This window comes from Streptomyces sp. NBC_01304 (genome assembly GCF_035975855.1).
Taxonomy (GTDB): domain Bacteria; phylum Actinomycetota; class Actinomycetes; order Streptomycetales; family Streptomycetaceae; genus Streptomyces.
The window spans coordinates 1,904,981-1,931,628 of record NZ_CP109055.1; the positions used below are offsets into that span (position 1 = coordinate 1,904,981).

Consider the following 26,648-nt stretch of genomic DNA (forward strand, 5'->3'; position numbering starts at 1 on the left):
CGTTGACCGGCGTGTCAGCGCCCGTACGCCCGTCCGCAACCCCACGTTGGTGCGGTGTGGAAAACCTGTCCTTCCGTGAGGAAACCCCGCCTCTTCGAGCAGAAGCCCCGGCTTCCGGCGAAGCCGCACCCCCCGGCCACCACCCGACTCCCGCTCCCCTCCCTGCGCCAGATCCTGTGTCTGCTGCCGCTCGCGTTCGTCGCCGTGCTCGCGGTGCGGCACTGGCCCGTGCTCGCCGAGGGCTTCGCCAAGCTGCCCGCCGCCGAGCCCGGCTGGTTGCTCGCCGCCGGCTCGACGACCTGTCTGGCCTGGGTCGCTGCGGCCTGTACGCGGCAGGGCGCGGTGGTCGAGCGGCTGCCCGCGTTCCGGCTCCTTGCCACGCAGTTCGCGGCGGGCGCGGCCAACCACATGCTGCCCACCGGGCTCGGGGCGGGGGCGGTGAACCTCCGCTTCATGACGGTGTGCGGCCTGCCGCTCGCCCGCTCCTCGGCGGCGCTCGCGCTGTACATGCTCGCCGAGGCACTGGGCCGGATCACCCTCCTCGCGGCGCTGCTCGTCGCGTTCCCGGGCGCGCTGCGGCTCGGCACGCTGCTGCCGGGCGGGGCCCTGGAGTCGCTGCTCGTGGTGACGGTGGCGGTGGTGTGCGTCCTGGTGACGGTGCTGCTGCTCGTACGCAGACTCCGTACCGCCGTACGTGACTTCCTGCGCACCGCGCTGGGCGAGGCCCGGTCCGTGCACGCCCGGCCCGCGCGGGCCCTCGCCCTGTGGGGCGGCTCGCTCGCGTTCCCGGCGTTGCAGGCGGCGGGCCTGGTCGCGGTGGGGCGGGCGCTCGAACTTCCCGTACCGCCCATGCACATGGCCCTCGCCTATCTCGCGGCGACCGTGGCGGTGGCGCTGGTGCCGACGCCGGGGGGCCTCGGCTCGGTCGAGGCCGCGCTCGTGGTGGCGCTGGTGGCGGCGGGCGGGCCCGCGGCCGTGGCGACGGCCGTCGTGGTGGCGTACCGGATCATCACCGTGTGGCTCCCGCTGCTGCCGGGGGCACTCACGCTGGGTGCGCTCGTACGGTTCAAGGTCCTTTAGCCGGAACCGGGGGGTCGGGTCGCCGGTGGGCCCGCTCGGTAGTTTGTGCTGTGCCGCCGTCGTCCCGGCCGCCGCCTCCAGCCGTCGCCTCCAAGGGAGTTGCCCTCGATGACCGACCACGCCGTACGCAGCGAACGCCAGGGCCCCGTCACCACCGTCGTCCTGTCCCGCCCCGAGGTGCGCAACGCGGTCGACGGGCCCACGGCGGCTCAACTGGCGGACGCCTTCCGTGACTTCGAGGCCGACGACGAGGCGCGCGTGGCCGTCCTGTGGGGCGCGGGCGGCACGTTCTGCGCGGGCGCCGACCTCAAGGCGATCGGCAGCGAGCGCGGCAACCGGGTCGAGGCCGACGGCGACGGGCCGATGGGGCCCACCCGGCTGCGGCTGACCAAGCCGGTGATCGCCGCGGTGAGCGGGCACGCGGTGGCGGGCGGCCTTGAGCTGGCGCTCTGGTGCGATCTGCGGGTCGCCGAACAGGACGCGGAGTTCGGGGTGTTCTGCCGCCGCTGGGGCGTGCCGCTGATCGACGGCGGCACGGTGCGGCTGCCCCGGCTGATCGGGACGAGCCGCGCGATGGACATGATCCTGACCGGACGGCCGGTGGCGGCTGCGGAGGCGTACGAGATGGGCCTGGCCAACCGTGTGGTGGCCCCGGGCCGGGCGCGGGCGGAGGCCGAGGCGCTCGCGGCGGAGATCGCCCGGTTCCCGCAGGCCTGTCTGCGCCACGACCGTACGTCCGTACTGGAGCAGGAGGGCCTGTCGGAGGAGCAGGGCCTGGCGAACGAACTGCGGCACGGCGTGGGCGTGTTGGGCGGCGCCCTGGAAGGTGCGTCCCGGTTCGCGGCGGGGGCGGGGCGGCACGGGACGTTCGAGTAGGCCCGCGCTCTCAGGGCAGCAGCACCCAGTCCGCCGTCAGCGCCGCGACCAGGCCCGCGCCGAGCACCCAGGTGCCGAGCCGGGTGCGGCCGCGACGGCTGAGTTCGATGACGATGCCGCAGAGGATGAGCAACAGCCCGTACACCCCGACGACGAGCACCGACGCCCGGCTGTTGAGGCGCACGGCGAGGACCACTCCCACCGCGGCCATCGCCACGGCGGCCGCCGCGATGCGCATCCGTCTGGCCTGGCGGGGCGTGAGCGCCGCACGTGCGGGCTCGGATACGTCTGCGGCCTCGACCTGGTCTTGATCAGATGCGCTCATGGCCCAGGATCGTAATCCCTCACGCGCACGCGTTCGAGGGCGGTCTCAGCGCAGCAGCAGTTGCACGCCGCCCAGCACGGTCGCCGCGATCACCAGGCGCTCGAACAGCCGCTGGTCGATGCGGTCCACGCAGATCTTGCCGAGGTAGGCGCCGGGAATCACGAACAGCACGAGGGCCGCGTCCAGCGCGAGCGACCGCAGGTCGATCAGGCCCAGGCCCACGCTGAAGGGCACCTTGAAGGAGTTGACGATCAGGAAGAACCACGCGGAGGTCCCCAGGAACCCCAGCTTCTTGAAGCCCGCGGACAGCAGATACAGGGACATCACAGGGCCGCCGGCGTTGGCGACCATGGTGGTGAACCCGCCGAGCACTCCGTAGGAGCGGGCCTTCGCGCGGGCGCCGCGCGACAGTTGGCCGGGCCCGGTGGTGGCATCCGTACCTTCCTGAACGGCCCTGTCCATCCTGCGCCGCAACACGGTGAACCCCGCCATCAGCAGCAGGATCGCCCCGATCGACGTACGGACCGCGGCGTCGTCCGCCCACATCATGAACGCCGTCCCGGCAAGCACCCCCGCCCCGACCGCGGGGAACAGCCGCCACAGCGTGGGCCAGTGGGCATGCCGGCGGTAGGTGTGGACGGCGATGAGGTCCCCGGCGATCAGGACGGGCAGCAGCACTCCGGTCGACTCGCGCGCGGGCAGCACCGCGGCGAAGATCGCGAGGCTGACCGTATTGGCGCCGCTGACCGCGGTCTTGGAGAACCCGACGAGCGCCGCGGCGCCCGCGAGGGCTGCGCCTTGCCAGAGTGTGAGGTCGTGCCAGATGGTGAGCGTCCCTATCGCTTGGGTCGCGGGGGCTCTGCCCCGGGACCCCCGGTCCTCAAACGCCGGACGGGCTGGTTTGTTGCGGCGAGGATACGGGCCCCACCGGATCTAACCCCGGAGCCGGCCCGCGATCTCCCCTCGCGATGCGATCCCCAGCTTCGCCAGGATCCGCTCCAAGTGGGCGTCGACCGTCCGCTTCGAGATGACGAGGCGCTCGGCGATCTCCCGATTGGACAGCGACTCGGCGGCGAGCAGCGCCACTTCGCGCTCGCGCCGGGTCAGCGCGACGGCCGCGGCAGCGGCGTCCCGCAGCGCCCGCGCAGTGCGCGGTGCCGGTACGTCCCCGCGGACAGGTGCCGCTTCCTGCTCGCCCGTGACCACGGCGACCACCTGGTCGAGCGCCTGCGCGGCCCCTTCGGCCCGCAACCGCCCGCACCGCGCCTGCCCCAGCGCCCGCTCGGCCGCGGCCACCGCCGTGCGGTGCAGGTCGAGCATGATGGCCGTGCCGCCGAGCCGGGCCCCGGCGTTCTGCCACAGCGGGTCGGCGGCCCCGATGAGCCGCATCGCGTCCTCGTGCCGTTCCTCGTGCGAGGCGAGCCAGGCCAGGAGCTCCAGGCAGTAGCCCATGCCGACGCCGTCGCCCAGCTCGTGCTTGATGCGCAGCGCGGTGCGCCCGGACTCGGCGCTCTGCCCGAACTCGCCCCGCCGGTAACGCGTCGCGCCCGTCACGTAGTGCAGATAGCCGCGCACCCACCCTTCGGTGGAGTCCGCGCGAAAGCGGCGCAGGCCTCGTTCGCACACCGCGATGGCCGCGTCCAACTCGCCCATCAGGTGGTTCATGAGGCCTATCTGGGTCTCCAGGGTGACCAGACCGATCGTGTCGTCGGCGGCCTCGAGGATCTCGTAGGCCTCGCTCGCCGCCTTGGCCGCCTCCTCGTGGTGGCCCATGAAGGTGTGGCAGAGGTTCAGATAGACCCGGCCCCGGCCGGCGATCACCGGGTCGCCGAGGCCGTCGGCGAGGGACACGCACTCCTGTGCCTGCTCCAGGGCGACCGGGTCGGCCTGGAAGGCGCCGAGATAGCTGGACTGTGCGAGCGCCCACGCGCGTTCGCGGCCGTCCGGGAAGCGATCGGTGATCTTCCGGTACCAGTAGCGGCCCTCGGTGTGCAGTCCGGCGATGTGCCAGTAGCCCCAGAGGGCCCCGGTGAGCGCGGCGGCCTCACGGTCCTTGCCGGGGGTGGCGAGCGCGTACTCCACGGCGACCCGGAGGTCGGTGTGTCTGCGGCGCAGTTCGCGGTAGCGGGCGATCTGGTCGTCGTCGAGGAAGTGCCGGTCGAAGCCCTCGGCCGCCACGAGACACCATGCGAAGTGCCGTTCGCGTACGGCTCCCTCCTCGCCGCGGACGGCCAGGTGCTCGGCGCCGTACTCGCGCAGCGTGTCCAGCATCCGATAGCGGGAGCCGTCCTCGCCGACGCGCAGGACCACCGACTTGTCGACGAGTCCGACGAGCGACTGCAGCACGTCCTCGTGCGGCAACTCGCCGCCCGCACAGACCTCTTCGGCGGCCGCTATGTCGAAGGACCCGGCGAACACGGAGAGCCGCGACCACAGGAGCTGCTCCTGCGCGGTGCACAGGTCGTGGCTCCATTCGATGGCGGTACGCAGGGTCTGGTGGCGCGGCAGTGCGGTGCGCCGGCCGCCGGTGAGGAGGCGGAAACGGTCCTCGATGCGTTCCAGGAGCTGGCCGAGGGGGACCGCGCGCAGCCGTACGGTGGCCAGTTCGATGGCGAGGGGCATGCCGTCGAGGCGGCGGCAGAGCCGGACCACGTCCGCGCGGTTGGCCTGGTCGACGGTGAAGCCGGGCACGACGGCGGCGGCGCGCTGCGCGAACAGCTCGATCGCGTCGCCTCCTTCGTCGCTCTGGACGGGCAACGGCGCGACGGGGCAGATGTGTTCGCCGGGCACGTCGAGGGGTTGCCGGCTGGTGGCGAGGACGGAGACACCGGTGGTCTCGCGCAGCATGATGTCGGCGAGCATCGCGCAGGCGTCGACCAGGTGCTCGCAGGTGTCGAAGACGATCAGCGTGCGCTGGTCGCGGAGGTGGTCGAGGACGGCGTCAAGCGGGGAGCGGGCTTCGTTCTCCGGCAGGCCGAGGGCGGCGGCGACGGTGTGCGGCAGGAGTTCGGGGTCGCGCAGCTCGGAGAGTTCGACGAGGCGGACGCCGTGCTCGTACCGCTCGGCGACCCGGGCGGCGGTGCGCAGGGCGATCCGGGTCTTGCCGACGCCACCGGGGCCGGTGACCGTCACCATGCGGGCGATCCTCAACTCGGCGGCGACCCCGGCGAGTTCCGCTGCCCGTCCCACAAATCCCGTGACTTCCACGGGCAGTTCTCCCGGACGTCGGCGGATCAGCCCGTATGTCATGTGCTGCCTCATAGAGTCGTTGGTCACGCGCTGTCGACGATACGTTCCTGCCGAGTTGGTGACACGTGTCGTTCACGAAGAGCACACGAAACAGCTGTTCAGAAGCGCCGCGCGGGGAGGAAGGGCGCGGAGCGGACCGGGGCCGAAGGGCCGAAGAACCGGTGAGGGGGCGCGCTCCACCGACCCCGACGGAAGGAGGGGGGAATGCCAGGGACGGGGGCGCGCCGACGGCACGACGACGGTCGGCTGGCTCACCGACAAGTCAGCCGACCTCGCTCATGCCGTACATCCGTCATCCTGCCGCCGGAAGCGGCGTCCCGCATCGCCGTACGCGCGTTGTCGGTATACGTAACTTCGCCGTCGGGCCCGGCTACGTATACCTAGTCGCGCGCCCGGCGAGCACTTTTCGTCCCCTTGACGACAACCCGGTCGCCTCGATATCGTCGACATGACGAAAACGGAACCGGGGCCTGAGAACACCGGGACAGAGAACGATGACGAGGGGATCCCATGGCCGACATCACCCGCCGCTTCGGCTGGCGCCATCTGCGCTCGGCGCCCACCGCCCACATCCGCCACCACCGGCGCGGCACGCTCGTGCACGACGGGCCCGGACTGAGCTTCTGGTTCCGCTCGTTGACCGCCGCGCTGTCCGAAGTGCCGGTGAACGACCGGGAGTTGGCGATGGCCTTCCACGCGCGGACGTCCGACTTCCAGGACGTGAGCGTGCAGGCGACGGTGACGTACCGGATCAGCGAGCCGGCGACCGCGGCCGAGCGCCTCGACTTCTCCATCGACCCGGACACCGGCGTCTGGCGCGGCGCCCCGCTGGAGCAGCTGGCCACGCTGCTCACCGAGACCGCGCAGCAGCACGCCCTCGACGTGCTGGCCCGCACTCCGCTGTCCGCGGCCCTGGTCGACGGTGTCGCGGCGGTCCGGGCCCGCATCGCCGACGGCCTCGCCGCCGAGCCCCGGCTGCCCGGCACGGGCATCGAGGTGGTCGCCGCCCGGGTCGTCGCCATCCGCCCCGAACCCGAGGTCGAGCGGGCGCTGCGCACCCCGGCGCGCGAGGAGATCCAGCAGGAGGCCGACCGGGCGACGTACGAGCGGCGGGCGGTGGCGGTGGAGCGGGAGCGCGCCATCGCCGAGAACGAGCTGGCCAGCAAGATCGAACTCGCCCGTCGTGAGGAGCAGTTGGTCGACCAGCGCGGCACCAACGCCCGTCGCGAGGCCGAGGAGAACGCGGCCGCGGACGGCGTACGCGCCGAGGCCGAGGCCGCCCGCAAGGTGCGCCTCGCCAAGGCGGAGGCCGAAGCGGCCCGCGAGCTCGGCGAGGCGCGGGCGACGGCCAAGTCGGCCTGGCTGCGGGCCCACGCGGAGATCCCGGCGGCGACCCTCAACGCGCTGACCGCGACCCGGTTCGCCGAGAATCTGCCCCGCATCGACAGCCTCACCCTCTCCCCCGACGTGCTGACCGGGCTCCTCGCCAAGCTGGGCCGCCCGGCCGCCGAGGGCGACGCCTCGTGAGCCTCGCGCCGCGGGCCGTGCTCGTCCATCGCACCACGGAGTACGAGGAGTTGCTCGCCCGGCACGGCACACACGGTCAGGCCGCGTTCTTCCTCTCCTCGCGCGGGCGGTCCATCGAGGAGGTCGTCGAGCGCCATCAGCGCACCCGGCGGGCGCTCGCCGAGGTGGCGGCCGCGGTGCCACTGCAGTGGCGGCAGACGCGGGTGGAGCGGGCGGACCTGGACCGGTTCCTGTTCGGGCCCGAGGACGTGGTGGTCGTGGTCGGGCAGGACGGGCTCGTGGCCAACGCGGCGAAGTATCTGTCCGGCCAGCCGGTGATCGGCATCGACACCGACCCCGGCCGCAATCCGGGCGTGCTCGTGCGCCACCGGGCCGCGGACGCCGCGAAGTTGCTGCCGGCCGCGCTCGGGGCGCGGTCCGCCGTCGACGAGCTCACCATGGTGGAGGCCGTCGCCGACGACACCCAGCGGCTGCTCGCACTCAACGAGATCTACTTCGGGCCGCCGAGCCACCAGACCGCCCGTTACCGGCTCGGGACGGGCGACGTGGGGTTCGGGGCGGGCAACGAGGGGTTCGGGACTGGCGGGGTGGGGTTCGGGGCGGGCGACAAGGGCTTCGGGACGGGCGGCGAGGGCTTCGAGGCGGGCGGCGGGGACGAGGCTCCGGAGGTGCAGGCCTCCTCCGGGGTGCTGGTCGGCACGGGGACGGGGGCCACGGGGTGGCTGCGGTCCGTGTGGCAGCAGTGCGGGTCGGGCCTGGAGCTGCCGGGGCCGACGCAGGCGCGGCTGATCTGGTTCGTACGGGAGGCCTGGCCGTCGCCCGCCACCGGGACCTCACGGGTGGCGGGACTGCTCGGCCGGGGCGAGGGGCTGCGGCTGACCATCGAGTCGGACCGGCTGATCGTCTTCGGCGACGGGATGGAGACGGACGCCCTGGAGCTCGCCTGGGGGCAGACCGTGCGGCTCGGAGTGGCGGAGACGGCGCTGCGGTTGCTGGTGTGAGCCGGTCCGTCGGCTGCCGACGTGCCGGTGCGACTGCCTGCCGACATGACCTCGTACGGGAACCGGCAGGACCAAAGTCCCGCTATCAGCAGGGCACTAAGCCCCCAACTCCCCGGATAGGTCATTAATTGACCTTCTCTATACGAAACGGAGAAAGGTGTCTTTCTAGCCTGAAGGGATGACCCACTCCTTCCCCGGCAACGACCGTCGGCGCCCGCAGGGCCGACGCAGGCGGCCGCACACCCGCCGCCGCCTTCTCGTGGTGGCGGCATCCATAGTGGCGCTCGGCCTGGTCGCCTGGCCCGTGCTGAACCATTTCGATGTGTTCTCCGACAACGGCGACCCGATGACCTTCGGGTCGAACGAGGCGGGCAGCGGGGACGGGAACGGCGGGGTGCAGACCGCCGGCAACGGCAAGACCCTGATGCCCACCGGTCCCGCCGCCGACGTCCGCGTCGCCGCCACCGTGCAGGACGGCACCAAGATCGGCGAGGTCACCTTCACCGGGAAGAAGTCCGGCTTCACCGGCAAGGTGTGGCTGTGGGCGCCCAAGGAGTACACCGACCCCAAGTACGCCAAGAGCGGCTTCCCCGTGCTGATCGCGCTGCCGGGCGGCGCGGGCTATCCGACCAACTACTGGATGGGCACCGACCTCAAGCTGGAGGAGTCCATCGACAAGTGGGCGGACCAGGGCAAGTCGCTGCCGTTCATCGTGGCCATGCCGGTGCTCAACCCGGAGAACCACGACAAGGACCCGAAGGACCCCGAGCTGGGCACCTACTGGGACGGCAGTGACATTCCCGGCCAGCCCAAGATGGGCACCTGGCTCGCCAAGGACGTGCCGGACCTGGTCAAGCAGAACTTCCGCACCATCAACTCCCGTGACGGCTGGGCCTTCATGGGCTCCTCCACCGGCGCCTTCGCGGGCCTGAAGACCGTCCTGCAGCACCCGGACAAGTTCAAGGCGGTCATCGCCTCGGGTCCTGACGTGGTGCCGGACTCGCGGCTGTGGGCGGGGCACCAGAAGGAGCAGGACGCCAACAACCCGATGAAGCTGGCCAAGCAGCTGATCGCCGACAAGGGCCCGGACGTGTACGTCGCCTTCCAGGCCGGCACGGGCACCAGCGACGCGGGCGGCCTGGCCCACGCCAAGCAGTTCATCGCGGCGTACGGCGACAAGGCCCCGGTGCACACGATGCTCAACACCATCCCGGGCGGCGGCCACAACGCGGCCACCTACGTGCCGAACATGCCGCCCGCGATCGAGTGGATCAGCAAGCAGATGCAGGGGCCGACGCCGTCGTAGGGCGCTAGAACAGCCGGGCGCGCATGTGCTGCGTGAGGTTCTCGAGGATCTCGCGCAGCCAAGGGCTGCGGATGGCCGGCAAGCGGACCAGGGTGTGCTCGAACGTCCCCGAGTCGGCGCAGAACAGTTGGCTGGCGCGCGGCGCGGGCGGGTCGTCGCGGAGGACGTCGCCGGGCAGGTGGCCCGAGGCGGGCTCGGGCAAGTGCTGCTCGGGGAAGGCCAGCCCCAGCCATACCCCGAAGGGCAGCGGCACCAGGTAGGCGGAGGCGGCCGAGCGGGCCGGGACCCAGGGCCTGCCCGTATGCGGATGGACCGGCACCAGCAGGATGTCCACGCTCATGTCGGAATCGGGCCACCCCGGTCCGGCCAGGAGCGCGGGCCGCGTCGGCAGTCGATCGGGCAGCAATGCGTCGAGAGCACGCTGGAACACCTCCCCGACCAGGCCGTTCGGGACGGTCACCCGGCGACCCTCGGAAGCTGCCAGCAGGTGAGCGAGCGCCCGGCCGGCCGCCGCCTCCCACAGCGGGCTCCACTTCCAGCAGCGGTCCGACCCCAGCCGCGAACCACCCCACGAGTTGGTTATCGGCTCGAACGGGGGCGTGCGTTTCCCCTCCGCCATCAGCTCTGCCCAGGACATCGCCGCATCGTCGGCCGTGTCCACGGGGCGCTGGTGCACGGCGTCCGGGGCGAGCCACACCGCCTGCCACAGCGAACAGTCGTCGATCCTGGTCGCCACGGGCAAACCACACGCCGCGCAGGCCATGTTGGGGCCGTCGCCCCCGTCCATGCCGCAGCAGGCGCCGCCGCGTCTGTCCGGGATCAGCACGGTGTTACGGGTGTCTCCGGGTGCCGTGACGATCGCGCCGGGCGCGCCGTCGGACAGGCCCCAGACCGGTGCGTAGATGCCGCGGGACTCCGCCTCGTCCGGATCGAGCTCCGCCCACCTGCGCCACGGCGGCCCCCAGGGCTCCGGCTCCACGGCGAACGTGCCCGGCTCCATCAGCACCGGGAGCTGCAGCCCGTTCCCGAACTTCTGGTGGGCATGGACCGGCAGGGCGACTTCGGACAAGGCGGCGGTCAGCTCGGTGCCGCACCCCGCGCACGTGAAAACGAACAACTGCCCTCCGTAGCGGAAACAGAGGCATCGTCGCAGCGCACTGATGATCGGCCAACGGGTTTTCCGTCACCCCGGTCTTCCGTCACCCCGGCACCCCCGTCCGCGGATCCCCCAGCGCCACCTCCCGGGCCACCGCACGCGCCGCCCCGGCAAATGCCTCCACCGCGCCCGCGCCGTTCTCCGCGCGCCAGACCAGGCCGTACCCGACCGGCTCCGCGTCGACGAGGGGGAGGTAGGCGACGCCCGGGCGGGCGTAGTACGTCGCCGTGTGGGCGGGGGCGAGCAGGGCGCCCTTGCCGGCCGCCACCAGCATCAGCGCCTCCTGCATCTGGGTCACCGCGGGGCCGCGCGCGATCGGGCGGCCGCTCGGGGTGTGCGTGGGTACGCGCTCCTTGAGCCAGTAGTCCGGGAGTTCGCCCTCGATGGTGAGCAGGGGGACGTCCGCGAGGTCCTCCAGCGACACCGAGTCCCGGGTGGCGAGCGGGTGCGTCGAGGACACCGTGAGGACGCGCTCCTCGGTGAGCAGTGTCGGGCCGCCGCCCAGGTCGTGCTCGCGTACCGGGAACTCCTGGAGCTGGACGTCGAAGTCACCGCTGCGCAGCTGCCCGTACGGATCGGAGAGCGGCACCTCGCAGATCTCCACGGTGAGTCCGGGGTGGCTGACCCGAAGGGTCTCCGCCGCCTTCAGCGCGATCTCGCCGGTCAGCGGGTTGGCGAACCCGACGTGCAGGACCACGTCGATGCCGCGGGCGGTGGCGACGGCGCGGGCCAGGGCCGCCTCCATCGCGCGGTGGTGCGGTTCGAGGTCCGCATGCAGCTGCCGCCCCAGCGGGGTGAGCGCGACGCGGCGGCTGGTGCGGACGAACAGCGGGGCCCCGACGCGCCGTTCGAGGCGTGCCACCAGCTGGCTCACCCGGGCCTTGGAGAGCCGCATCCGGTCGGCGGTGCGGCCGAAGTGCAGCTCCTCGGCGAGCAGCAGAAAGCATTCGATCTCGTCGCGTTCCATCAATTCCCCCAGGTGAACCGGATCGGTAAGCCTGGCTGAACGAACGTCGAGATCTTCGCCGTTGTTCCGGCCCAGGCCTCTGGCGGAGGGTGAGTGAGCCGCCGATGAACGCCCCGTCGACGTCGCGGCGGAGCCGCGGAGCCGTTGGTTCCGCGCTCCTCCCGCGCTCCTCCATCACCTTTCATCACCCTGGAGTTGAACCGTTATGAGTGCACAGAAAGCCTCAGCCGCCCCACTGAGCGCCCGGGACTGGGGCGTGCTGCTCGTCCTGTGCGGCGCGATCTTCCTCGAGGGCATCGATGTGGCCATGCTCAATGTGGCGCTGCCCGCCATCCGTGCCGATCTCGGACTGTCCACCGGCTCGTTGCAGTGGGTCATGAGCGCGTACGTCCTCGGGTACGGCGGCTTCATGCTGGTGGGCGGGCGCGCCGCCGACCTCTTCGGGCGGCGCCGGATGTTCGTCCTGTGGCTCTCCGTCTTCCTGGTGTTCTCCGGGCTCGGCGGATTCGCCACGGAGGGCTGGATGCTGGTCACGGCCCGCTTCGTCACCGGTGTCGCGGCGGCCTTCATGACCCCGGCCGGCCTTTCCATCATCACCACCGGGTTCGAGGAGGGGCCGCGGCGCAACAGGGCGCTGCTCATCTACTCCGGCACCGGGGCGGGCGGCTTCTCGATCGGCCTGGTCGTGGGCGGTCTGCTCACCTCGGCCGGCTGGCGCTGGGTGTTCTTCGCACCGGTCGTCCTCTCCGCCCTGATCCTGCTCGCCGCGCTCGCCTTCGTCCCCAAGTCGCCGCGCCCCGACCGCGCCGGGCAGAGCCTCGACCTGGCCGGCGGCCTCGCCATCACCGCGGCGATCCTGCTCCTGGTCCTCGGCGTCGAGCGCGCCAGCCACACCTCGCTCGTCTGGACCGTCACGACACTCGGAGCGGGGCTCGCCGCGCTCGCCGCGTTCATCGCCGTCGAGCGTCGCTCCGCCGCACCCCTGGTCCGGCTCGGCATCTTCCGCAGCGGCGCCCTGGTGCGGGCGAACGCGGCCGGGCTGCTCTTCGCGGCAGGCTTCTTCGGCTTCCAGTTCCTGGTCGTCCTCTATCTCCAGGAGCTGCGCGGCTGGTCCACCCTGCAGACCAGCTTCGCGATGATCGTCATCGGCATCGACGCGATCCTGTCGCCGGTCCTCGTCCCGAAGCTGGTCGACCGCTTCGGCAACGCCAGGCTGATCCTCGCCGGACTGCTCGTCACTTCCCTCTCGTACGCCCTCTTCCTGCGAGTCGGCGCCGACTGGACCTATCTGGCCATGCTCCCGAGCCTGCTCCTGCTCGGCATCGCGTTCGCGCTGACCTACGGCCCGCTCACCATCGTGGCCACCGAGGGCGTCAAGGAGGAGGAGCAGGGGCTGGCCGGCGGGCTGCTCTACACCTCGTTCCAGTTCGGCGCGGCACTCGGCCTCTCGGGGGCCGCGACCGTGAACGTCTGGGCCACCACGTCGAGTTCACCCGCCGCTCTGCTCGACGGCTACCGCGCGGCGCTCTGGGTGCCGCTCGCCGCCGCCCTGCTCGCGGTGCTCATCGCCGGCTTCGGAGTACGCACCCGCCGGTCCGCCGACGGCCGGGTGATCGGCAAGGGCGAGCCGTCCGCCGACGAGCGTACGGCCGAACTCCCCGCCGCCCACTGACACGTTCCCCCAGCCCTAAGGAGCACGGCACATGCCCACCACCAAAGTCGACAGCTTCGCCGACCTCCAGGACACCTTCTTCAGCTACGTACGGGACATCAAGTACGCCACGATGATCACGGTCGACCGCAAGAACCGGCCCCGTGCCAGGGTCCTGCTGCCCGTCTGGGAGGTCGTCGACGGCCGCCCCGTCGGCTGGCTGGCGGCGTACAAGACGCCCGTGAAGGCGGCGCACCTGGCCAACAGCCCGCACACGACGTACTCGTACTGGAACCCACGCCAGAACACCGTCCACGTCGACGCCCTCTCCGCCTGGGCCGAGGCCGAGAGCGACAAGAGGCACGCCTGGGACCTCTACGTCCGGGGCGGCCCGCCGGGTGTGGGCTACGACCCGGTGCACTACTGGCGGGGCGGCCCCGAGGACCCCGAGTACGAGGTGATCCGCATCGATCCCTGGCGGATCCAGCTGGTCCGCGGCTCGGATCTGCGCTCCACGATCTGGCAGCCGGACGCGGCCTGAACACTTTCCCAACTCCCGCAGACAGCCCGGCGGTGCCGTTCTTCCACGGAGCGGCGCCGCCGGGCTGTTCGCTTTCCGTACCTCACCTGGTCATTGACGCGTCACCACCTCTTCCGTTCCACTGGCTCCTCTTGGAACACTCCGGGCGCAAGGTCCCCACAACCCAACACACTTCAAGAGGTCCCCACACTCATGCCTGAACTCAATCGGCGGCGTTTCCTCCAGATCGCCGGCGCGACCGCGGGCTACGCGGCGCTGTCGGAGAGCATCGCCCGTGCCGCATCGCTGCCCGCGGCGCGCGCCACGGGCACCCTTCAGGACGTCGAGCACATCGTCGTCCTGATGCAGGAGAACCGGTCCTTCGACCACTACTTCGGCACGATGAAGGGCGTACGCGGCTTCGGCGACCCCCGCCCGGTGACGCTGCCCAGCGGCAAGCCGGTGTGGAACCAGCAGGGCGGCGGCAAGGAGGTACTGCCGTACCACCCCGACGCCGAGAACCTCGGCATGCAGTTCATCTCGGGCCTCGACCACGACTGGGCGGGCGGCCACAGCGCCTTCAACAGCGGCAAGTACGACAACTGGGTCAACGCCAAGTCCGAGCGGACGATGGTGTACCTGGAGCGCGAGGACATCCCGTTCCACTACGCGCTCGCCGACGCGTTCACCGTCTGCGACGACTACCACTGCTCGTTCCTGGGCGCCACGGACCCCAACCGCTACTACATGCTGACGGGTTACGTCGGCAACGACGGCACGGGCGGCGGCCCGGTCCTCGGCAACCAGGAGGCGGGCTACGGCTGGACGACGTACGCCGAGCGCCTGGAGCAGGCCGGGGTCTCCTGGAAGGTGTACCAGGACATCGGCGACGGCCTGGACGCGGCCGGGCACTGGGGCTGGATCAGCGACCAGTTCCGCGGCAACTACGGCGACAACTCGCTGCTGTACTTCAACACCTTCCGAGGCGCCAAGCCGGGCGATGCCCTGTACGAGAAGGCCCGCACCGGCACCAACGTCAAGGCGGGCGACGGCTACTTCGACGTCCTCAAGGCCGACGTGAAGGCCGGCAAACTGCCGAAGATCTCCTGGATAGCGGCGCCGGAGGCGTTCTCCGAGCACCCCAACTGGCCCGTGAACTACGGCGCCTGGTACATCGCGCAGGTCCTGGACGCGCTCACCTCGAACCCAGACGTGTGGGCGAAGACCGCCCTGTTCATCACGTACGACGAGAACGACGGCTACTTCGACCACGTCGTGCCGCCGTACGTCCCGAAGGACGCGAACCAGGGCAAGTCGACCGTCGCGACGGACTCTGACTACTTCAAGGGCAACGCCTCGTACGCGGCCGGGCACTACGGGCTCGGCCAGCGCGTGCCGATGCTCGTCGTCTCGCCGTGGAGCACGGGCGGCTACGTGAACTCCGAGGTCTTCGACCACACCTCGATCATCCGGTTCATGGAGAAGCGCTTCGGCGTCAAGGAGCCCAACATCTCGCCGTGGCGGCGCGCCATCTGCGGCGACCTGACCTCCGCCTTCGACTTCGGCAAGGTCGACACCCAGCCCGCGACGCTGCCGGACACCGACGGGTACGAGCCGCCGAACCACGACTACCCGCCGGGCTACTCCCCCAAGGCCCCGGCCAAGGGCACCCTGCCCAAGCAGGAGCGCGGCTCCCGCCCGGCCCGTGCCCTGCCGTACGCCCCGCTGGTCGACGGCGTCTACGACGCGGCCGCGGGCAAGTACCAGCTCACCTTCGGCGCGGGGCCGAGCGCGGGCGTCTGCTTCCACGTGCGCTCCGGCAACCGCACCGACGGGCCCTGGACGTACACCACCGAGGCCGGCAAGACGGTCGCCGACACCTGGAACTCGCAGTACGCGAGCGACGGCAGGCACGATCTGGCGGTGTTCGGCCCGAACGGCTTCCTGCGCCACTTCAAGAGCGCCGGCAAGGCCGTGGCCCCCGAGGTGGTCGCCCGCCACGACAAGGCGAGCGGGAACATCAAGCTGACCCTCAAGAACGCGGGCAGCTCGGCCGTCAACCTCACCCTGACCAACGCCTACGGCGGGGCGAGCCAGACGTTCAAGGTGAACGCGGGCGCCTCCGTGGAGCACACGGTCGACCTGCGGGCGAGCAAGTCCTGGTACGACATCACCGTCAAGTCCGACGCGGACGCGGCCTGGTTGCGGCGCCTCGCGGGCCACGTCGAGACGGGCGCGGTGAGCGTCAGCGACCCGGCGATCGTCACGGCCTGACCCGGCACCGCCCAACACCCCTCGGGGCCCGGCCCGTTCCACGACGGACCGGGCCCCGAGGCGTGCCGGACCCGGGGCATACCGGAACGCCCAGCTCCAGATGGGGGTACCCGCCCCGCGCCGGGGGCCATGCGGCAGGATGACAGCTCGCCTCGGCCGCGTACGTACCTCCGAGGCGTCAGCACCCCCGCAATCGAGCAGGTGACACGTGACGAAACCTCACATAGCGCATCCCCAGGTGCACTCCGCACCCCGGCACTCCGGCCTCCGTGGCGCGGGAGGTGCCCCGTGACCCGGGAACTCGTCCTGCACGACTGGCTGGTGGCCGGGACCGCGATCGTCGCGGGCATCCTGGCGGGCCTGTTGCTGCGCATCACCATGAAGTGGCTCGGCAAGCACGCGCGGCGCACCACGTGGAGCGGGGACGACATCGTCGTCGACGCCCTGCGCCAGGTCGTGCCGTGGGCCGCGATCGTGGGCGGTGCCGCGATCGGCGCCGCCGCGCTGCCGCTGACCAAGCGGGTCGGCACGATCGTGAACCAGTCGCTGACCGCGCTGTTCATCCTCGTCACCACGCTCGCCGTGGCCCGTGTGGTCACCCGGCTCGTACGGTCCGTGACGCACGCCAGGACCGGTGTCGCCGGATCGGCGACCATCTTCGTGAACATCACGCGCGTCGTGGTCCTCGCGATCGGTGTGCTCGTCGTCCTGGAGACCCTCGGCGTCTCCATCGCCCCGCTCATCACCGCGCTCGGTGTGGGTGGACTGGCGGTCGCCCTCGCCCTGCAGGACACCCTCGCCAACCTCTTCGCGGGCGTGCACATCCTCGCCTCGAAGACGGTGCAGCCCGGTGACTACATCCGGCTCAGCAGTGGTGAGGAGGGCTATGTCGTCGACATCAACTGGCGCAACACCGTGGTGCGCAACCTCTCCAACAACCTGGTGATCATCCCCAACGCGCAGCTGTCCGGCACCAATATGACCAACTTCACCCGGCCCGAGCAGCAGCTGTCGATCCTGGTGCAGGTGGGCGTCGGCTACGACAGCGACCTGGAGCATGTGGAGCGGGTCACCATGGAGGTCGTCGCGAGCGTGATGATGGGCGTGGACGGGGCGGTGCCCGAGCACGAACCCGCCGTGCGGTTCCACACGTTCGGGGACTCGCGGATCAACTTCACGGTGATCCTGGGCGTCGGCGAGTTCAGCGACCAGTACCGGATCAAGCACGAGTTCATCAAGCAGCTGCACACCCGGTTCCGCGCGGAGGGCATCCGTATCCCCGCGCCGACCCGGTCCGTCGCGATCCAGCAGGGCCCGGGCCCGGACGTGTCGGAGCTGTCGGGACTGGCGCAGGAGGCCGTGATCCAGAGCCCGCACCCGGTGCCGCACCAGCGCGATGCATCGATTCCGCTGCGGCCCTGACGCGGGACGCGACGCCGCACAGCCTGATCGGCCATACTGCGCACCGTGGAAAAGCGCATAGACGAGCACGCCAAGAACGCAGCCCCCTTGAACACGGCGGCGACCGATCCGGCCTTCGTTCCGGGTTTCGTTCCCACCGCCAAGCCGGCCCCGGTCGACAGCGACGCCGACGTTGAGACGGCCGCGGACGACGCGTCGGCCGCCGCGGACGGTGCGGCATCCGCGAGCGAGGAGGCCGCCGGTCTCGACGAGGCGGCCGAGGGCGGGACGACCGCGGACACGGACGGCGAGGACACAGAGGCCGAGAGCACGGACGGCGAGGGCACGGACGCCGACGGTGAGGAAGCCGCGGCGGCCGAGGCCAAGGCCAAGGATGCGGAAGGCCCCGAGTTCGAGGCCACCGACCGCCGCGGCGCCATCACCGTCGACGCCACGGGGGTCCACTTCCGGCTCGACGAGGAGGCCTGCGAATTCACCTGGGACGAGATCAGCGCGGTGGAGCAGGCCACGTCCCGGTTCGGGCGCCGCTTCACCGTCACGGTCCACACGCCGAACGGCCGCTGGTACCCGGCCGAGGTCCAGGCCGCCGACAAGGCGACGCTGGGCACCTGGGCGGACCAGCTGGACAAGGTCCTGGACGCCTACTTCGAGGACTGAGGCGTCCTCGTACGCCTGGGCATGAGGCACACCCGGCGGTCGCGGCAGGGAGCATCGGCTCCCGTGCCGCGACCGCTCCGTCTCACCCCCCGGCCTTCACCGTCCCGACTTCGGCACTTTCAGCAGGTCCCAGCTGACCTTCCCGGGGATGCCGTCCGCGTCCTTCCCCTTGAAGCCCAGCTTGTGCTGCCAGGCCGCGTACGACTTGCGGTCCGCCTCGGTCCAGTCGGGGCTCGGCCGCACCTCGTAGCGGCCGCAGCCCTCCGCCATCAGGCGGTGCCCCATGACGGTGATCATGGGATGGCTCTGCCCGACGTGGAAGAAGCCACCGCCCGGGAACGGCTCGTACTCGGCCTTCGGCGGCTTCGGCGGCTTGGGCGGCTGCTCGGGCTGCGGCCTCGGCTTGGTGGTGCCGCCCCCGTCATTGCCCCCGTCGCCGTTGCCGTTGCCCTTGAGGCGGTCGGCGATGCGCCGCCGCATGCCGTCCATGGTGAAGCCGCGCGGGTCGACCTTGCCGGGCTGCCACTCCTTGTGGCCGATCACCGAGCGTTCGGTCCAGCCGTGGGCGCGGCAGATGGCCGCCGCGACCTTCTCGATGGCCTCCTTCTGCGCCTCGGGCCAGGGGTCCCTGCCGTCGCCGCGGTTGATGCACTCGAAGCCGTAGAAGTGCCGGTTGCCGTCGGAGTCGGCCTCGTTGTCGTGCGGCAGCCTCGTCTCGTTGACCACCGCGCGCAGTACGTCGCTGTCGCCGAGGCCCGCGTGGTTGGCGCGGCCGTTGCCGACGAGGTGGATCTCGCCCTTCTTGTCGATGACGCCGTGGCACAGCGGTCCCGGCAGCGAGGCGTGGCCCTCGTAGCAGAGGTCGACGGAGGCGCGGGTGCCCGAGCTGACGGTGTGGTGGATCATCACGCCGTTGAGCGGGCCGAAGGGGCCCTTCGTATTGCGGTTGTGGCGGCGCCAGTTGCGCACCTCGTGGACCGTGAGGCCCTCGGCGCGCAGGATCTCCACCATCTTGGACGCGGTCAGGGGCTTCGCCATCAGGCATCCCCCTCCGCTGCCGTGGCCTCGGCCTCGGCCGTGGTCTGCGACCGCCCGGCGCCGGGGGCGGCGGACGCCGCTTCGGCCGCGTACTCCTCCTCGCGGGCCTGCTCCTCGGCGGCCAGGGCGGCCGCGTCGGCGACCGCGATGGACTGGCGGGCGAGCGTGGGGAAGCTCAGGCGCAGGTCGACCGGGGAGCCCTCGCCCTTGACCAGGGCGAGCGGCGCGTAGTGGCGGACGATGCCGGCCGGGTGTCGCAGGAGCGGCCGGCGGGCGGCGTCGGTGGGCCATTCCACGCCGCCGGTCGCGGTGCGGGCGGCGACCGTCCAGTGGTCGCCGGTGCGGTACTTGCCGCCCTTCTCGAAGTAGACCTCGACGCCGTCCTCGAGCGGCAGCCAGGTGCCTTCCTCGATGCGGATGGCGCCGCCCCGCAACGCGCTGGTGCGGCCCTTGCGCTTGGGCGCCTCGTGGTGGTCCCAGCGGCGCAGGTACGGGTTCAGCTCGGGGCGGCGCCCGACGTGCTGGTCGGGCTCGGCGTTCAGGCGGACCCGGCGGCCGGGCAGGTCGAGCTCCTCGACCCTGAGCAGCGGCAGCGCCTCCAGGCGGGAGGCGTAGGCGGTGTCGACGAGCTCGACGTGGTCGCCGACGTTCAGGTCCAGCTTGTCGTCCTGGCCGAGGGTCGCCAACTGCACCCAGGTGCCGTCGAGTTCGTCGACGGGGAAGACCACGGAGCCGTTCTCCCGGGACCACTTGAAGGTGGCGTTGCCGGGCTTGCCGTCCTTGCCCGCCTCGCCCTTCTCGTGGATCTCCACGCGGTACAGCTGGTTCTCCGGACCCCGGTAGCGGGCGTCCGGCCTGACCAGGCAGGGGTCCTCGTCGGCGTGGTCGGGGCGCTCGCTGCGGGCGGCGAGGCGGGACTTGGGGACGGCTTCCTTGCGGGCCCAGCTCTCGAAGGCCGCGCGGACGTCGGCGGGCGGCGGTACGTCGCCCTCCAGGCCCAGGGCCGAGTAGGCGAGCGGCAGGACCTGCCAGACGACCTTGGAGCGGGCGGCCGTGTCCGGCATCGCCGAGCCGAGCGCGACCTCGCGCAGCGCCGGGTCCTCGGCTGCGGTCACCGCCCGCTCCCACACGTTGAGGTACACCACGAAGGGGTAGTCGGTGGGCAGCCGGTCGCCGGGCCGCTCCTGGTCCCGGTGGCCGTCCGGCTGGTCCCAGTACGTCCAGAACGGCTTCTCGGCCTCGGGCGCGTCCGCGGCGCCCTCGTCCGCGGCGTCCGCGGCGTCCTCGTCGGGTACCGGCGTACCCGCGACGGGGCGGGTCGCGTCGCACAGGATGCCGTCGACGTAGTAGCGGCCGCCGTAGATGTACAGGGTGTCGATGTCGGGCGTGCCACCGCGGTAGAAGATGCCGAATCCCGGGTTGTCGACCGGTCCGCCGTGCTGCCCTATCAGGTCGGCGGCGATCGTCCGCGCCTGGTGGAGCTGGATCGCGGCCTGCTCGTTGGCGTCGGCGTCGAGCTGGACCCGGCCCTGCTGGGCGATGACCGCCGAGTAGTGCGCCTCGGGCCGGAAGGTGGAGCGGGAGAGATCAGCGTGCATGAAGGGGGTCCCCCTGGTTCAGGAATGTGCGGGTCTGCAAGTCGTCGATGGGCGCGCGGTGCACGGCCCCGGCTCAGGTCACGAAGAAGATCCCGGCGTCCGTCCCGGCCGGTACGTACTCCGCGAGGCGGGCCCGCAGGCTGTCCTCGCGCTGCGGCCGGTACAGGTCGTGGAAGGCGCCCAGCTCGGCCCCGTCCTCCGCGCCGCGCCGGATCTCCTCGGCGCTGCGGTCCGCCAACTGCCCGTACCAGGGCGTGCCGTAGCGCTCGGACGTGAACAGCGGCCGCACCCGCCCGGCTTCGCCCGGGCCCACCAGATCGGGCTGGCACCGGTAGCGGCGCGGGGTGCGCGATCCGGCGGGAACGTACGAGAAGCGCATGCAGCCGATGCCCCGCCGGGCCACGTGCAGCCGCCCCGTGAAGAGCGAGTTCTCGGCGATGCGGACCGCGTGGGTGTGGATCTCGCCGATGACGGTGGAGCGGTGGATGTGCAGCACGGCGTGCGCGTGCCGGCAGTCCGGCGCGGACAGGGCCTCGCGGTCGCTCCCGGTGGCGTCGAGGATCGAGTCGCGCAGATGGATGTCGAGGGGTTCCTCGGACACCTCCTCGCCGATGACCTCGATGGTGCCGAGGATGCTGTCCTCGATCTGCAGGCAGGCGGTGGTGCGCTCCAGGACGATGCTGGGCTCCTCCGGCGAGTGCGGGTCGCACTCGGGCTCCAGGGACCAGCCGGGCACGAGCGTCGAGTGGCGTACGACGACGGCGCCCATGGGCCCGGTGACGTTGATGCCGCGCCCGGCGACGAGCAGCCCGTCGAGGACGATGCGGGGCCGCTCGCCGGGGGCGCAATCCTCGGACACCGCGCGGATGTTGAGGGCGTCGGGCCGGTTGCTGTACCAGTCCAGGAGCCGGATGACCGGCCGCGCCCCCTCGGCGGCGCGCAGTTCGAAGCGGTCGCCCGGGTCGAGGTCGAAGTCGAGCTGTTCCTGGTAGGCGCCGGAGTGGGTGATCTCGACGATGCCGTCGGGCCCGCAGTCCCCGGCCCTGCGGTCGTGCTGCCAGGCCCGGTAGGCGTCCATGATCTGCCGGTACGTCTCACCGGGGCCCACCCGGTAGACGGCGGCGTCGGGCCGCTCGACGCGGTCGCGCGGGTACTCGCCGCCGCCCATGTCGGCGCCGAACGCGTAGTGGTAGTCGACCCACACGCCCTGCCGGGGGGCCGAGCGCGCACCGAAGGCGATCCGGCCCAACTCCGGGTCCACGGCGACCTGTCCGCGCTTGGGCCGGTAGCGCCACTCGGACAGGTCGGCGACCACGATGTCGGACAGCGGCACGGGCTTGTCCTCGCCGTCACGGCGGATGACGAAGCTCTTGCCGGGCCCGTAGTAGTCGGCGAGCCGGTCGTGCAGCTGGCGGCGCCGGATGAACGCCGGGACGTTGTCGACCGTCGCGATGTGCGTCGCGGACGGCTCCGGCTCCGGCTTGGTCACCAGGGGGCTGTCGTTGCCGAGGATGGAGAAGGTGTACAGGTTGCGGGCCCGGTCGATGCAGTACGCGGGTGACGTGGTCAGCGAGTACGCCTTGAGCCGCCACACGAACAGCGCCACCCCGGCCGGGCTCCAACCTCCTTGCCGGTGCCGGGAGTCGGCGCGCCGCACGTCCACCGTGCGCGGCACCGCCCCGAAGGGCCCGCCCGCCAGATCGAGCGCCGCACCGTCGCGCAGATCGGCCGTGCGCCCACGCCCGGCGCGGTGCCCCGCCCCGTCCGCGTACAGCTTGACCGGCTGCTGCTGGGAGACGAGCCGCGACAACTCCACGGCCCGCGCGGGCCAGTTGGCGACCTGCTCGGAGATTTCCTCCAGGAGGTGCAGGGTGCCCTTGCGGCGGCGGCTGCCGACGGTGGCTGCCACGTCGCGGCGCGGGGCGATCGCCTGCTCCAGGCGGGCCGAACTCGCCCCGCGCAGACCGGTGCTGAGGACGCGCTCGTAGCCGGGCAGGGTGCGGTAGCCCACGAGGTCGCCGAGGTAGGGCAGCACCCAGGGCTCGGCCGTCTCGACGAACAGGTCCTCATATCCCTGCTCGACGCCGTCCCGCACCCGGTCCAGCTGCTCGGCCATGACGGCGAGCAGCGCCCGCAGCGGCTCGCCCTCCTCGGCGTCGCGCAGGCGGTGCCACTGGGGCAGCAGGTCGGCGAGGCCGTCCGGCTCTCGGGACATCACTTGACCTCCGTGAGAACGATGGTGTCCGCGGCCTTCGGCGAGAGCAGCACCAGCTGCGCCGGGCGGATGCCGCGGAAGACGTACACCGAACGGCCCTTGGCCAGGCGCCGGGTGTCGGTGATGTCGGGGTTGAGGCGCAGCAGTTCGGCGAGCGGCAGTCCGTGCCGGGCGCTGATCGACGAGAGGGTCTCGCCGTCCTTGTCGCGCACGGTGTAGGTGCGTTCGTCGTACGTCGCCGGGCGGGCCGGCACCGAGGCGCGCGGCGGGCCAGGGTCGGTGACGAGCTCGGCCAGCTCCGCGGGGGTCGCCGAGGCGGGGACGCCGGTGAACACGTCGACGTCCAGGTAGTCGACGCCCGGCACCCGGTGTGCCGTGGCGAGGACTTCGGAGAGGGCTGCGGGGCGGCCCAACTCCCTTCCCTCGAACCCGAGTCGGCGCAGCAGGGCCTGACGCAGGCGCGGCTGGACGATCTCCCAGGAGTGGTCGGGCGCCACCTTCACCTTCGCGGCGAGGAGCAGCACCACCAGTTCGCGTACGTCGACCCGCACGGCAAGGCGTGGATCGCCGTACGCGGTGAGGGAGGCGCGCAGCGACCGCAGCAGGTCGGAGTCCTCGGCGATCGGCACGTCGTCCGTGCCGGCGACCGTCACATGCAGCAACCGCCGCCTGCCGTCGAAGAGTTCACGGGCGAAGGCCCGGCCGATCCCGGCGCGGGAGCGGGCGAAGTCCTCGTAGTCGGGCGCCGAGACCAGGCGGTCCAGGGCCGCGACCGACAGCGGGATGGTGGAGCGGGTGAGCGCGGGGCCGTCCGCGTCGGCGCCTCCGGTGGCGGGCCGCGGGTTGCTGACCGCGGTGACGCCGAGGGGCCGGGTCACCGCCTGGGTGATGCGGTCCGCGGCGACGTTGGCGGCCTTGCCGGTGCCGAAGCGGTAGCGGGCCCGGACGTTCTCGTGGCCGCTGGGCAGCCGGGCGCCGTGCACACCGTCGCCGAAGGTCACGGTGGTGCGGCCGTCGGCGGTGGTGCCGGTGATGTAGATCCGGTCGCGGGGACCGCGTCCGGCGAGGCTGTCCACGGCGTGCCAGAGCAGGCCGTCGACGCGTACCTCCAGGGCGGGTGTCGCGCCCAGCGGCGTGTCGGAGGCCATCCAGGTGAGGGGTGACTGCCACAGGGCGAACGTCTGGTTCGTGCGGTCGGAGTTGCCGCTGCCGATGGGCTCGTCGCGGCTCTCGCCGTGCGTCGCCTCGACGACGTTGCCGAGGATCTTCACCGTCTCGCGGCAGTAGCGGTGTGCGAGGTCCGCGGTCAGGGTGAGCCTGGTGTGGAAGGGACCGTCGGGTGCGGTCGGGTCGGTGACCCGCTCGGCGGCGGCGATCACCACGACCTCGGTGGCCTCGACACCGGTCGTGCCGGGGATGTCGCTGCGCTGCCCGCCGACGATGAGCGTGCGGCCGCGCTGCAGATCGGTGTGGAGCTCGGCCAGTTCGATCTCGTTGCCGTGCACGTCCTCGCCGAGCGGCTCGTCCGCCATCCGCAGCGGCTCGCCCACCGCGTACACCGTGGTGTCCCTGATGTGCGAGAGCAGCACGTCCGTGCCGTCCAACCACTCGTCGGCGAGGACGAGTTCGGTGCCGCGGCCGGTGATGCCGTAGTTGGTGTACGCGGCCGTACGCACCGATGTGACCTTGGTGGTGACGAACCCCAGGTCGGGTTCGCCGGGGGCGTGCGTCTTCTTGGGGCGCCGGATCGCGACCCAGCTGCCGACCGTGATGCCGTCCTGCACGCTCTCCAGCTGCAGGATGCGGCGGTTGACCGGCTCCGGCTTGCTCGCGATGACGAGCTCGACGTTCGGCTGGGTGCCGGCCGCCGTGTACGCGAGGGTCACCTCGTACCCGTCGCGGGTGACCTGCTGGGGCTCGCCGGGCCGCAGGACCACCGGATCCGAGGCGCCGGTGCCGACCACGGCATGGATGCGGCCCTCGTCGTCGGGCCGGGACACGAACAGGCCCATCGCGGGCAGCCCCGCGTGCAACTGGGCGGTGACGCCCGGCTCCTGGGAGTCGGCGGGCCGCCGGGCCAGCCAGCTCAGCTCGCGGTTCTGGCCCGCGCGGGTCGTCACGGTGACGCTGCCGGGGCCGAGCGGGAACGTCGGTATCGGCGTCTGGCCGAGCAGGTTCTCCGAGCGCTGGTCGGAGCCGGAGCCCTCGATGTACTGGAACTCGGCCTTCTCCGGCACCTTGCCCGAGGTGTCGAAGACGATGCGCATGCTGGTCAGCACGGCGCCGGTGAGCGGCCAGTCGGCGGTGCGGATGACGCGGCCGCGGTCGTCCTGGACCGGCTTGAGCGGGGCCGCCGCGCCGAACGGCGCCGTGCGTACGCGCATGGCGAGAAGTTCACGCAGCAGCTTGGGCGCGCTCGGCGCCTTCGCCCTGCGCAGGGCCGGCGGAAGGGTGTGGGCGAGGCCGGGGTGCAGGGCCGTGAGGAGGCGGGCCGTGTCGGCGCCCGGGGTCGGGGCGGCGGGGCCCTGGCCGGACCCGGCGGCGCTGCCGGTGGTGAGGGCGGGGACCAGAGCGGCCAGGGCGTCGAAGGCGCCGGCCCGGGGCTCCTGCCGCTGTGCCGTGTAGGTCAGCGCGGCGGCGCGCGCGTCGTCGTCCACCGCCCGGGCGGGCGCCAACTCCAGTGCCCGCTCGGCGAGTTCGGCCAGGACGGCCTTCAGCTGCTCGAACCAGCCGGCGACATCTTCGTACGCCTGGGTGAGAACCTGCGCCTCGCCGAGTCGCTCCACCGGTTCGGCGAGGCGGGCGGCGAGCTTGCCGGGCGTCTTGATGCCCGGCAGATCGGCCCGCAGCGGCTTGAGTACCTGGAGGTCGAACTCCTCGATGAACAGGCTGACCGGCCGCGGGTTGGGCACCTCGGGCGTGGGCGGCTCCTCGCCCGGTTCGCCCGGCCCCATGGGTTCGGCGACCCAGCGCCCGACCTCGTCGACGAGCTCCTTGAGGGTCGGCGGCGCCGAGATGGGCAGACCGATGGCGGTGATGTCGTCGTCCCGGTCGACGCGGACGCTCGCGACGGGTGCGAGGCGCCGGTCGCCGCCCGCCTTCTCCTCGAAGACGAACAGCAACTGGTCGCCGGTGCGCAGGGAGTTGTCCGTGCCCTCGACGAACAGCGCGGAGCGGCGCTCCACGTCGTCCGGGGTGATGAGCGAGGCCCGCCGCCTGCGGACCTTGAGCTCGTTCCAGTCCCAGCGGGCCGTCAGGTCCCGGGCCGTCTCGAAGGTCTGCGACTCCTCGTCGGCCGAGGCGGGCACGGAGTGACTGCGCGCCCCGCGCGGGATGACGACGGGCAGCGCCTCGGCGCGCGGGTCGCGGTCCAGGCGGTACGCGAGGTGGGTGGAGGCGGCGACTCCGGGGCGCGGCCGGTGGCCGACCAGACGGCCGAGGAGCACCAGGGAGCGATGCTCGTTGGCGGTACGCACATACGCCTCGTCGGCGATCCGCTCGGAGTGGAAGGTCAGCAGGTCCCCGAGGACGGCGGTGGCATCGAGCAGGCCGAGCGCCGGGTCGTCGGGGGTGCGGACGGTGAGCCGTTCCAGGGCCGGGTAGGCGGGTGAGGCCAGCCGGTCGTGGAGGGCGGCCAGGAAGGAGCCGTACTCGCCGACGCGGTAATCCAGGGCGGTGCGGCCCGGCGGGTTGTGCGGCGCGACCGGAGCTTGCCGCTCGTCGTGACCGCCGCCGCACGGGCCGCAGGTGCCGCCACAGGTGCAGTCGTCGCTCATCGGGCACCTC

Annotated in this window: 19 protein-coding genes; 10 read left to right on the top strand and 9 right to left on the bottom strand. The window is 72.1% G+C overall.

The features are described 5' to 3' along the window. Positions 1-162 precede the first annotated feature (162 nt). Positions 163-1,080: a lysylphosphatidylglycerol synthase transmembrane domain-containing protein gene (locus OG430_RS08365; RefSeq protein WP_327358999.1), complete on the top strand. Its 918-nt coding sequence runs from the start codon at positions 163-165 to the stop codon at positions 1,078-1,080. Positions 1,081-1,188: 108 nt separating this feature from the next. Beyond that, positions 1,189-1,956, top strand: a complete 768-nt coding sequence (locus tag OG430_RS08370; RefSeq protein ID WP_327351795.1) for a crotonase/enoyl-CoA hydratase family protein — start codon at positions 1,189-1,191, stop codon at positions 1,954-1,956. Positions 1,957-1,966: 10 nt separating this feature from the next. Here OG430_RS08370 and OG430_RS08375 read toward each other — a convergent pair whose 3' ends face one another. From OG430_RS08375 to OG430_RS08385, 3 genes are all read right to left on the bottom strand, one after another. Beyond that, entirely contained in the window at positions 1,967-2,281 is a 315-nt protein-coding gene (locus OG430_RS08375; RefSeq protein WP_327351796.1) for a hypothetical protein, read from the bottom strand. Between the two features lie 45 nt (positions 2,282-2,326). Next, positions 2,327-3,121 (bottom strand): sulfite exporter TauE/SafE family protein, encoded by a 795-nt coding sequence (locus tag OG430_RS08380; protein WP_327359000.1) that lies wholly within the window; start codon positions 3,119-3,121, stop codon positions 2,327-2,329. A gap of 93 nt (positions 3,122-3,214) precedes the next feature. Further along, the gene (locus OG430_RS08385; protein ID WP_327351797.1) at positions 3,215-5,470 is read right to left on the bottom strand and encodes an ATP-binding protein; all 2,256 of its coding nucleotides are present in this window, start codon (positions 5,468-5,470) and stop codon (positions 3,215-3,217) included. Between the two features lie 570 nt (positions 5,471-6,040). On the opposite strand from OG430_RS08385, the gene OG430_RS08390 reads away from it, so the two are divergent. The 3 genes from OG430_RS08390 (at position 6,041) to OG430_RS08400 (ending at position 9,364) form a co-directional block, all read left to right on the top strand. Next, entirely contained in the window at positions 6,041-7,057 is a 1,017-nt protein-coding gene (locus tag OG430_RS08390; protein ID WP_327351798.1) for an SPFH domain-containing protein, read from the top strand. Then, positions 7,054-8,058 (top strand): hypothetical protein, encoded by a 1,005-nt coding sequence (locus OG430_RS08395; protein WP_327351799.1) that lies wholly within the window; start codon positions 7,054-7,056, stop codon positions 8,056-8,058. Before OG430_RS08390 ends, OG430_RS08395 begins: the two co-directional genes overlap by 4 nt. Before the next feature lie 178 nt (positions 8,059-8,236). Then, positions 8,237-9,364 (top strand): alpha/beta hydrolase, encoded by a 1,128-nt coding sequence (locus OG430_RS08400; RefSeq protein WP_327351800.1) that lies wholly within the window; start codon positions 8,237-8,239, stop codon positions 9,362-9,364. A 4-nt stretch (positions 9,365-9,368) separates the two neighbouring features. Here the strand turns inward: OG430_RS08400 and OG430_RS08405 are convergent, their stop codons facing one another. Both OG430_RS08405 and OG430_RS08410 read right to left on the bottom strand, forming a co-directional pair. After that, the gene (locus tag OG430_RS08405; RefSeq protein ID WP_327351801.1) at positions 9,369-10,481 is read right to left on the bottom strand and encodes a hypothetical protein; all 1,113 of its coding nucleotides are present in this window, start codon (positions 10,479-10,481) and stop codon (positions 9,369-9,371) included. 82 nt (positions 10,482-10,563) lie between these two features. Beyond that, complete coding sequence (locus OG430_RS08410; protein WP_327351802.1) at positions 10,564-11,487, bottom strand: LysR family transcriptional regulator; 924 nt, start codon at positions 11,485-11,487, stop codon at positions 10,564-10,566. Between the two features lie 205 nt (positions 11,488-11,692). On the opposite strand from OG430_RS08410, the gene OG430_RS08415 reads away from it, so the two are divergent. The 5 genes from OG430_RS08415 to OG430_RS08435 all read left to right on the top strand — a co-directional run bounded on the left by OG430_RS08415 (position 11,693) and on the right by OG430_RS08435 (position 18,011). Continuing rightward, a complete protein-coding gene (locus tag OG430_RS08415; RefSeq protein ID WP_327351803.1) occupies positions 11,693-13,159 on the top strand; it encodes an MFS transporter in 1,467 nt (488 codons plus the stop codon). Positions 13,160-13,190: 31 nt separating this feature from the next. Further along, positions 13,191-13,679 carry a pyridoxamine 5'-phosphate oxidase family protein gene (locus tag OG430_RS08420; protein WP_327351804.1) on the top strand — a complete coding sequence of 163 codons (489 nt, stop codon included), beginning with the start codon at positions 13,191-13,193 and terminating at the stop codon, positions 13,677-13,679. A 192-nt stretch (positions 13,680-13,871) separates the two neighbouring features. After that, on the top strand, positions 13,872-15,932 hold the full coding sequence (locus OG430_RS08425; protein ID WP_327351805.1) for a phosphocholine-specific phospholipase C: 2,061 nt from the start codon (positions 13,872-13,874) through the stop codon (positions 15,930-15,932). A 288-nt stretch (positions 15,933-16,220) separates the two neighbouring features. Continuing rightward, the gene (locus OG430_RS08430; protein WP_327351806.1) at positions 16,221-17,354 is read left to right on the top strand and encodes a mechanosensitive ion channel family protein; all 1,134 of its coding nucleotides are present in this window, start codon (positions 16,221-16,223) and stop codon (positions 17,352-17,354) included. Between the two features lie 45 nt (positions 17,355-17,399). Next, positions 17,400-18,011 carry a hypothetical protein gene (locus OG430_RS08435; RefSeq protein ID WP_327351807.1) on the top strand — a complete coding sequence of 204 codons (612 nt, stop codon included), beginning with the start codon at positions 17,400-17,402 and terminating at the stop codon, positions 18,009-18,011. Between the two features lie 96 nt (positions 18,012-18,107). On the opposite strand, the gene OG430_RS08440 is transcribed toward OG430_RS08435, so the two are convergent. From OG430_RS08440 to OG430_RS08455, 4 genes are all read right to left on the bottom strand, one after another. Continuing rightward, on the bottom strand, positions 18,108-19,049 hold the full coding sequence (locus OG430_RS08440) for a peptidoglycan-binding protein (protein ID WP_327351808.1): 942 nt from the start codon (positions 19,047-19,049) through the stop codon (positions 18,108-18,110). After that, positions 19,049-20,647: a DUF6519 domain-containing protein gene (locus OG430_RS08445; RefSeq protein ID WP_327351809.1), complete on the bottom strand. Its 1,599-nt coding sequence runs from the start codon at positions 20,645-20,647 to the stop codon at positions 19,049-19,051. Before OG430_RS08445 ends, OG430_RS08440 begins: the two co-directional genes overlap by 1 nt. A gap of 73 nt (positions 20,648-20,720) precedes the next feature. Continuing rightward, positions 20,721-22,862: a hypothetical protein gene (locus OG430_RS08450; protein ID WP_327351810.1), complete on the bottom strand. Its 2,142-nt coding sequence runs from the start codon at positions 22,860-22,862 to the stop codon at positions 20,721-20,723. After that, positions 22,862-26,638, bottom strand: a complete 3,777-nt coding sequence (locus OG430_RS08455) for a putative baseplate assembly protein (protein ID WP_327351811.1) — start codon at positions 26,636-26,638, stop codon at positions 22,862-22,864. Before OG430_RS08455 ends, OG430_RS08450 begins: the two co-directional genes overlap by 1 nt. Between the last annotated feature and the right edge of the window lie 10 nt (positions 26,639-26,648).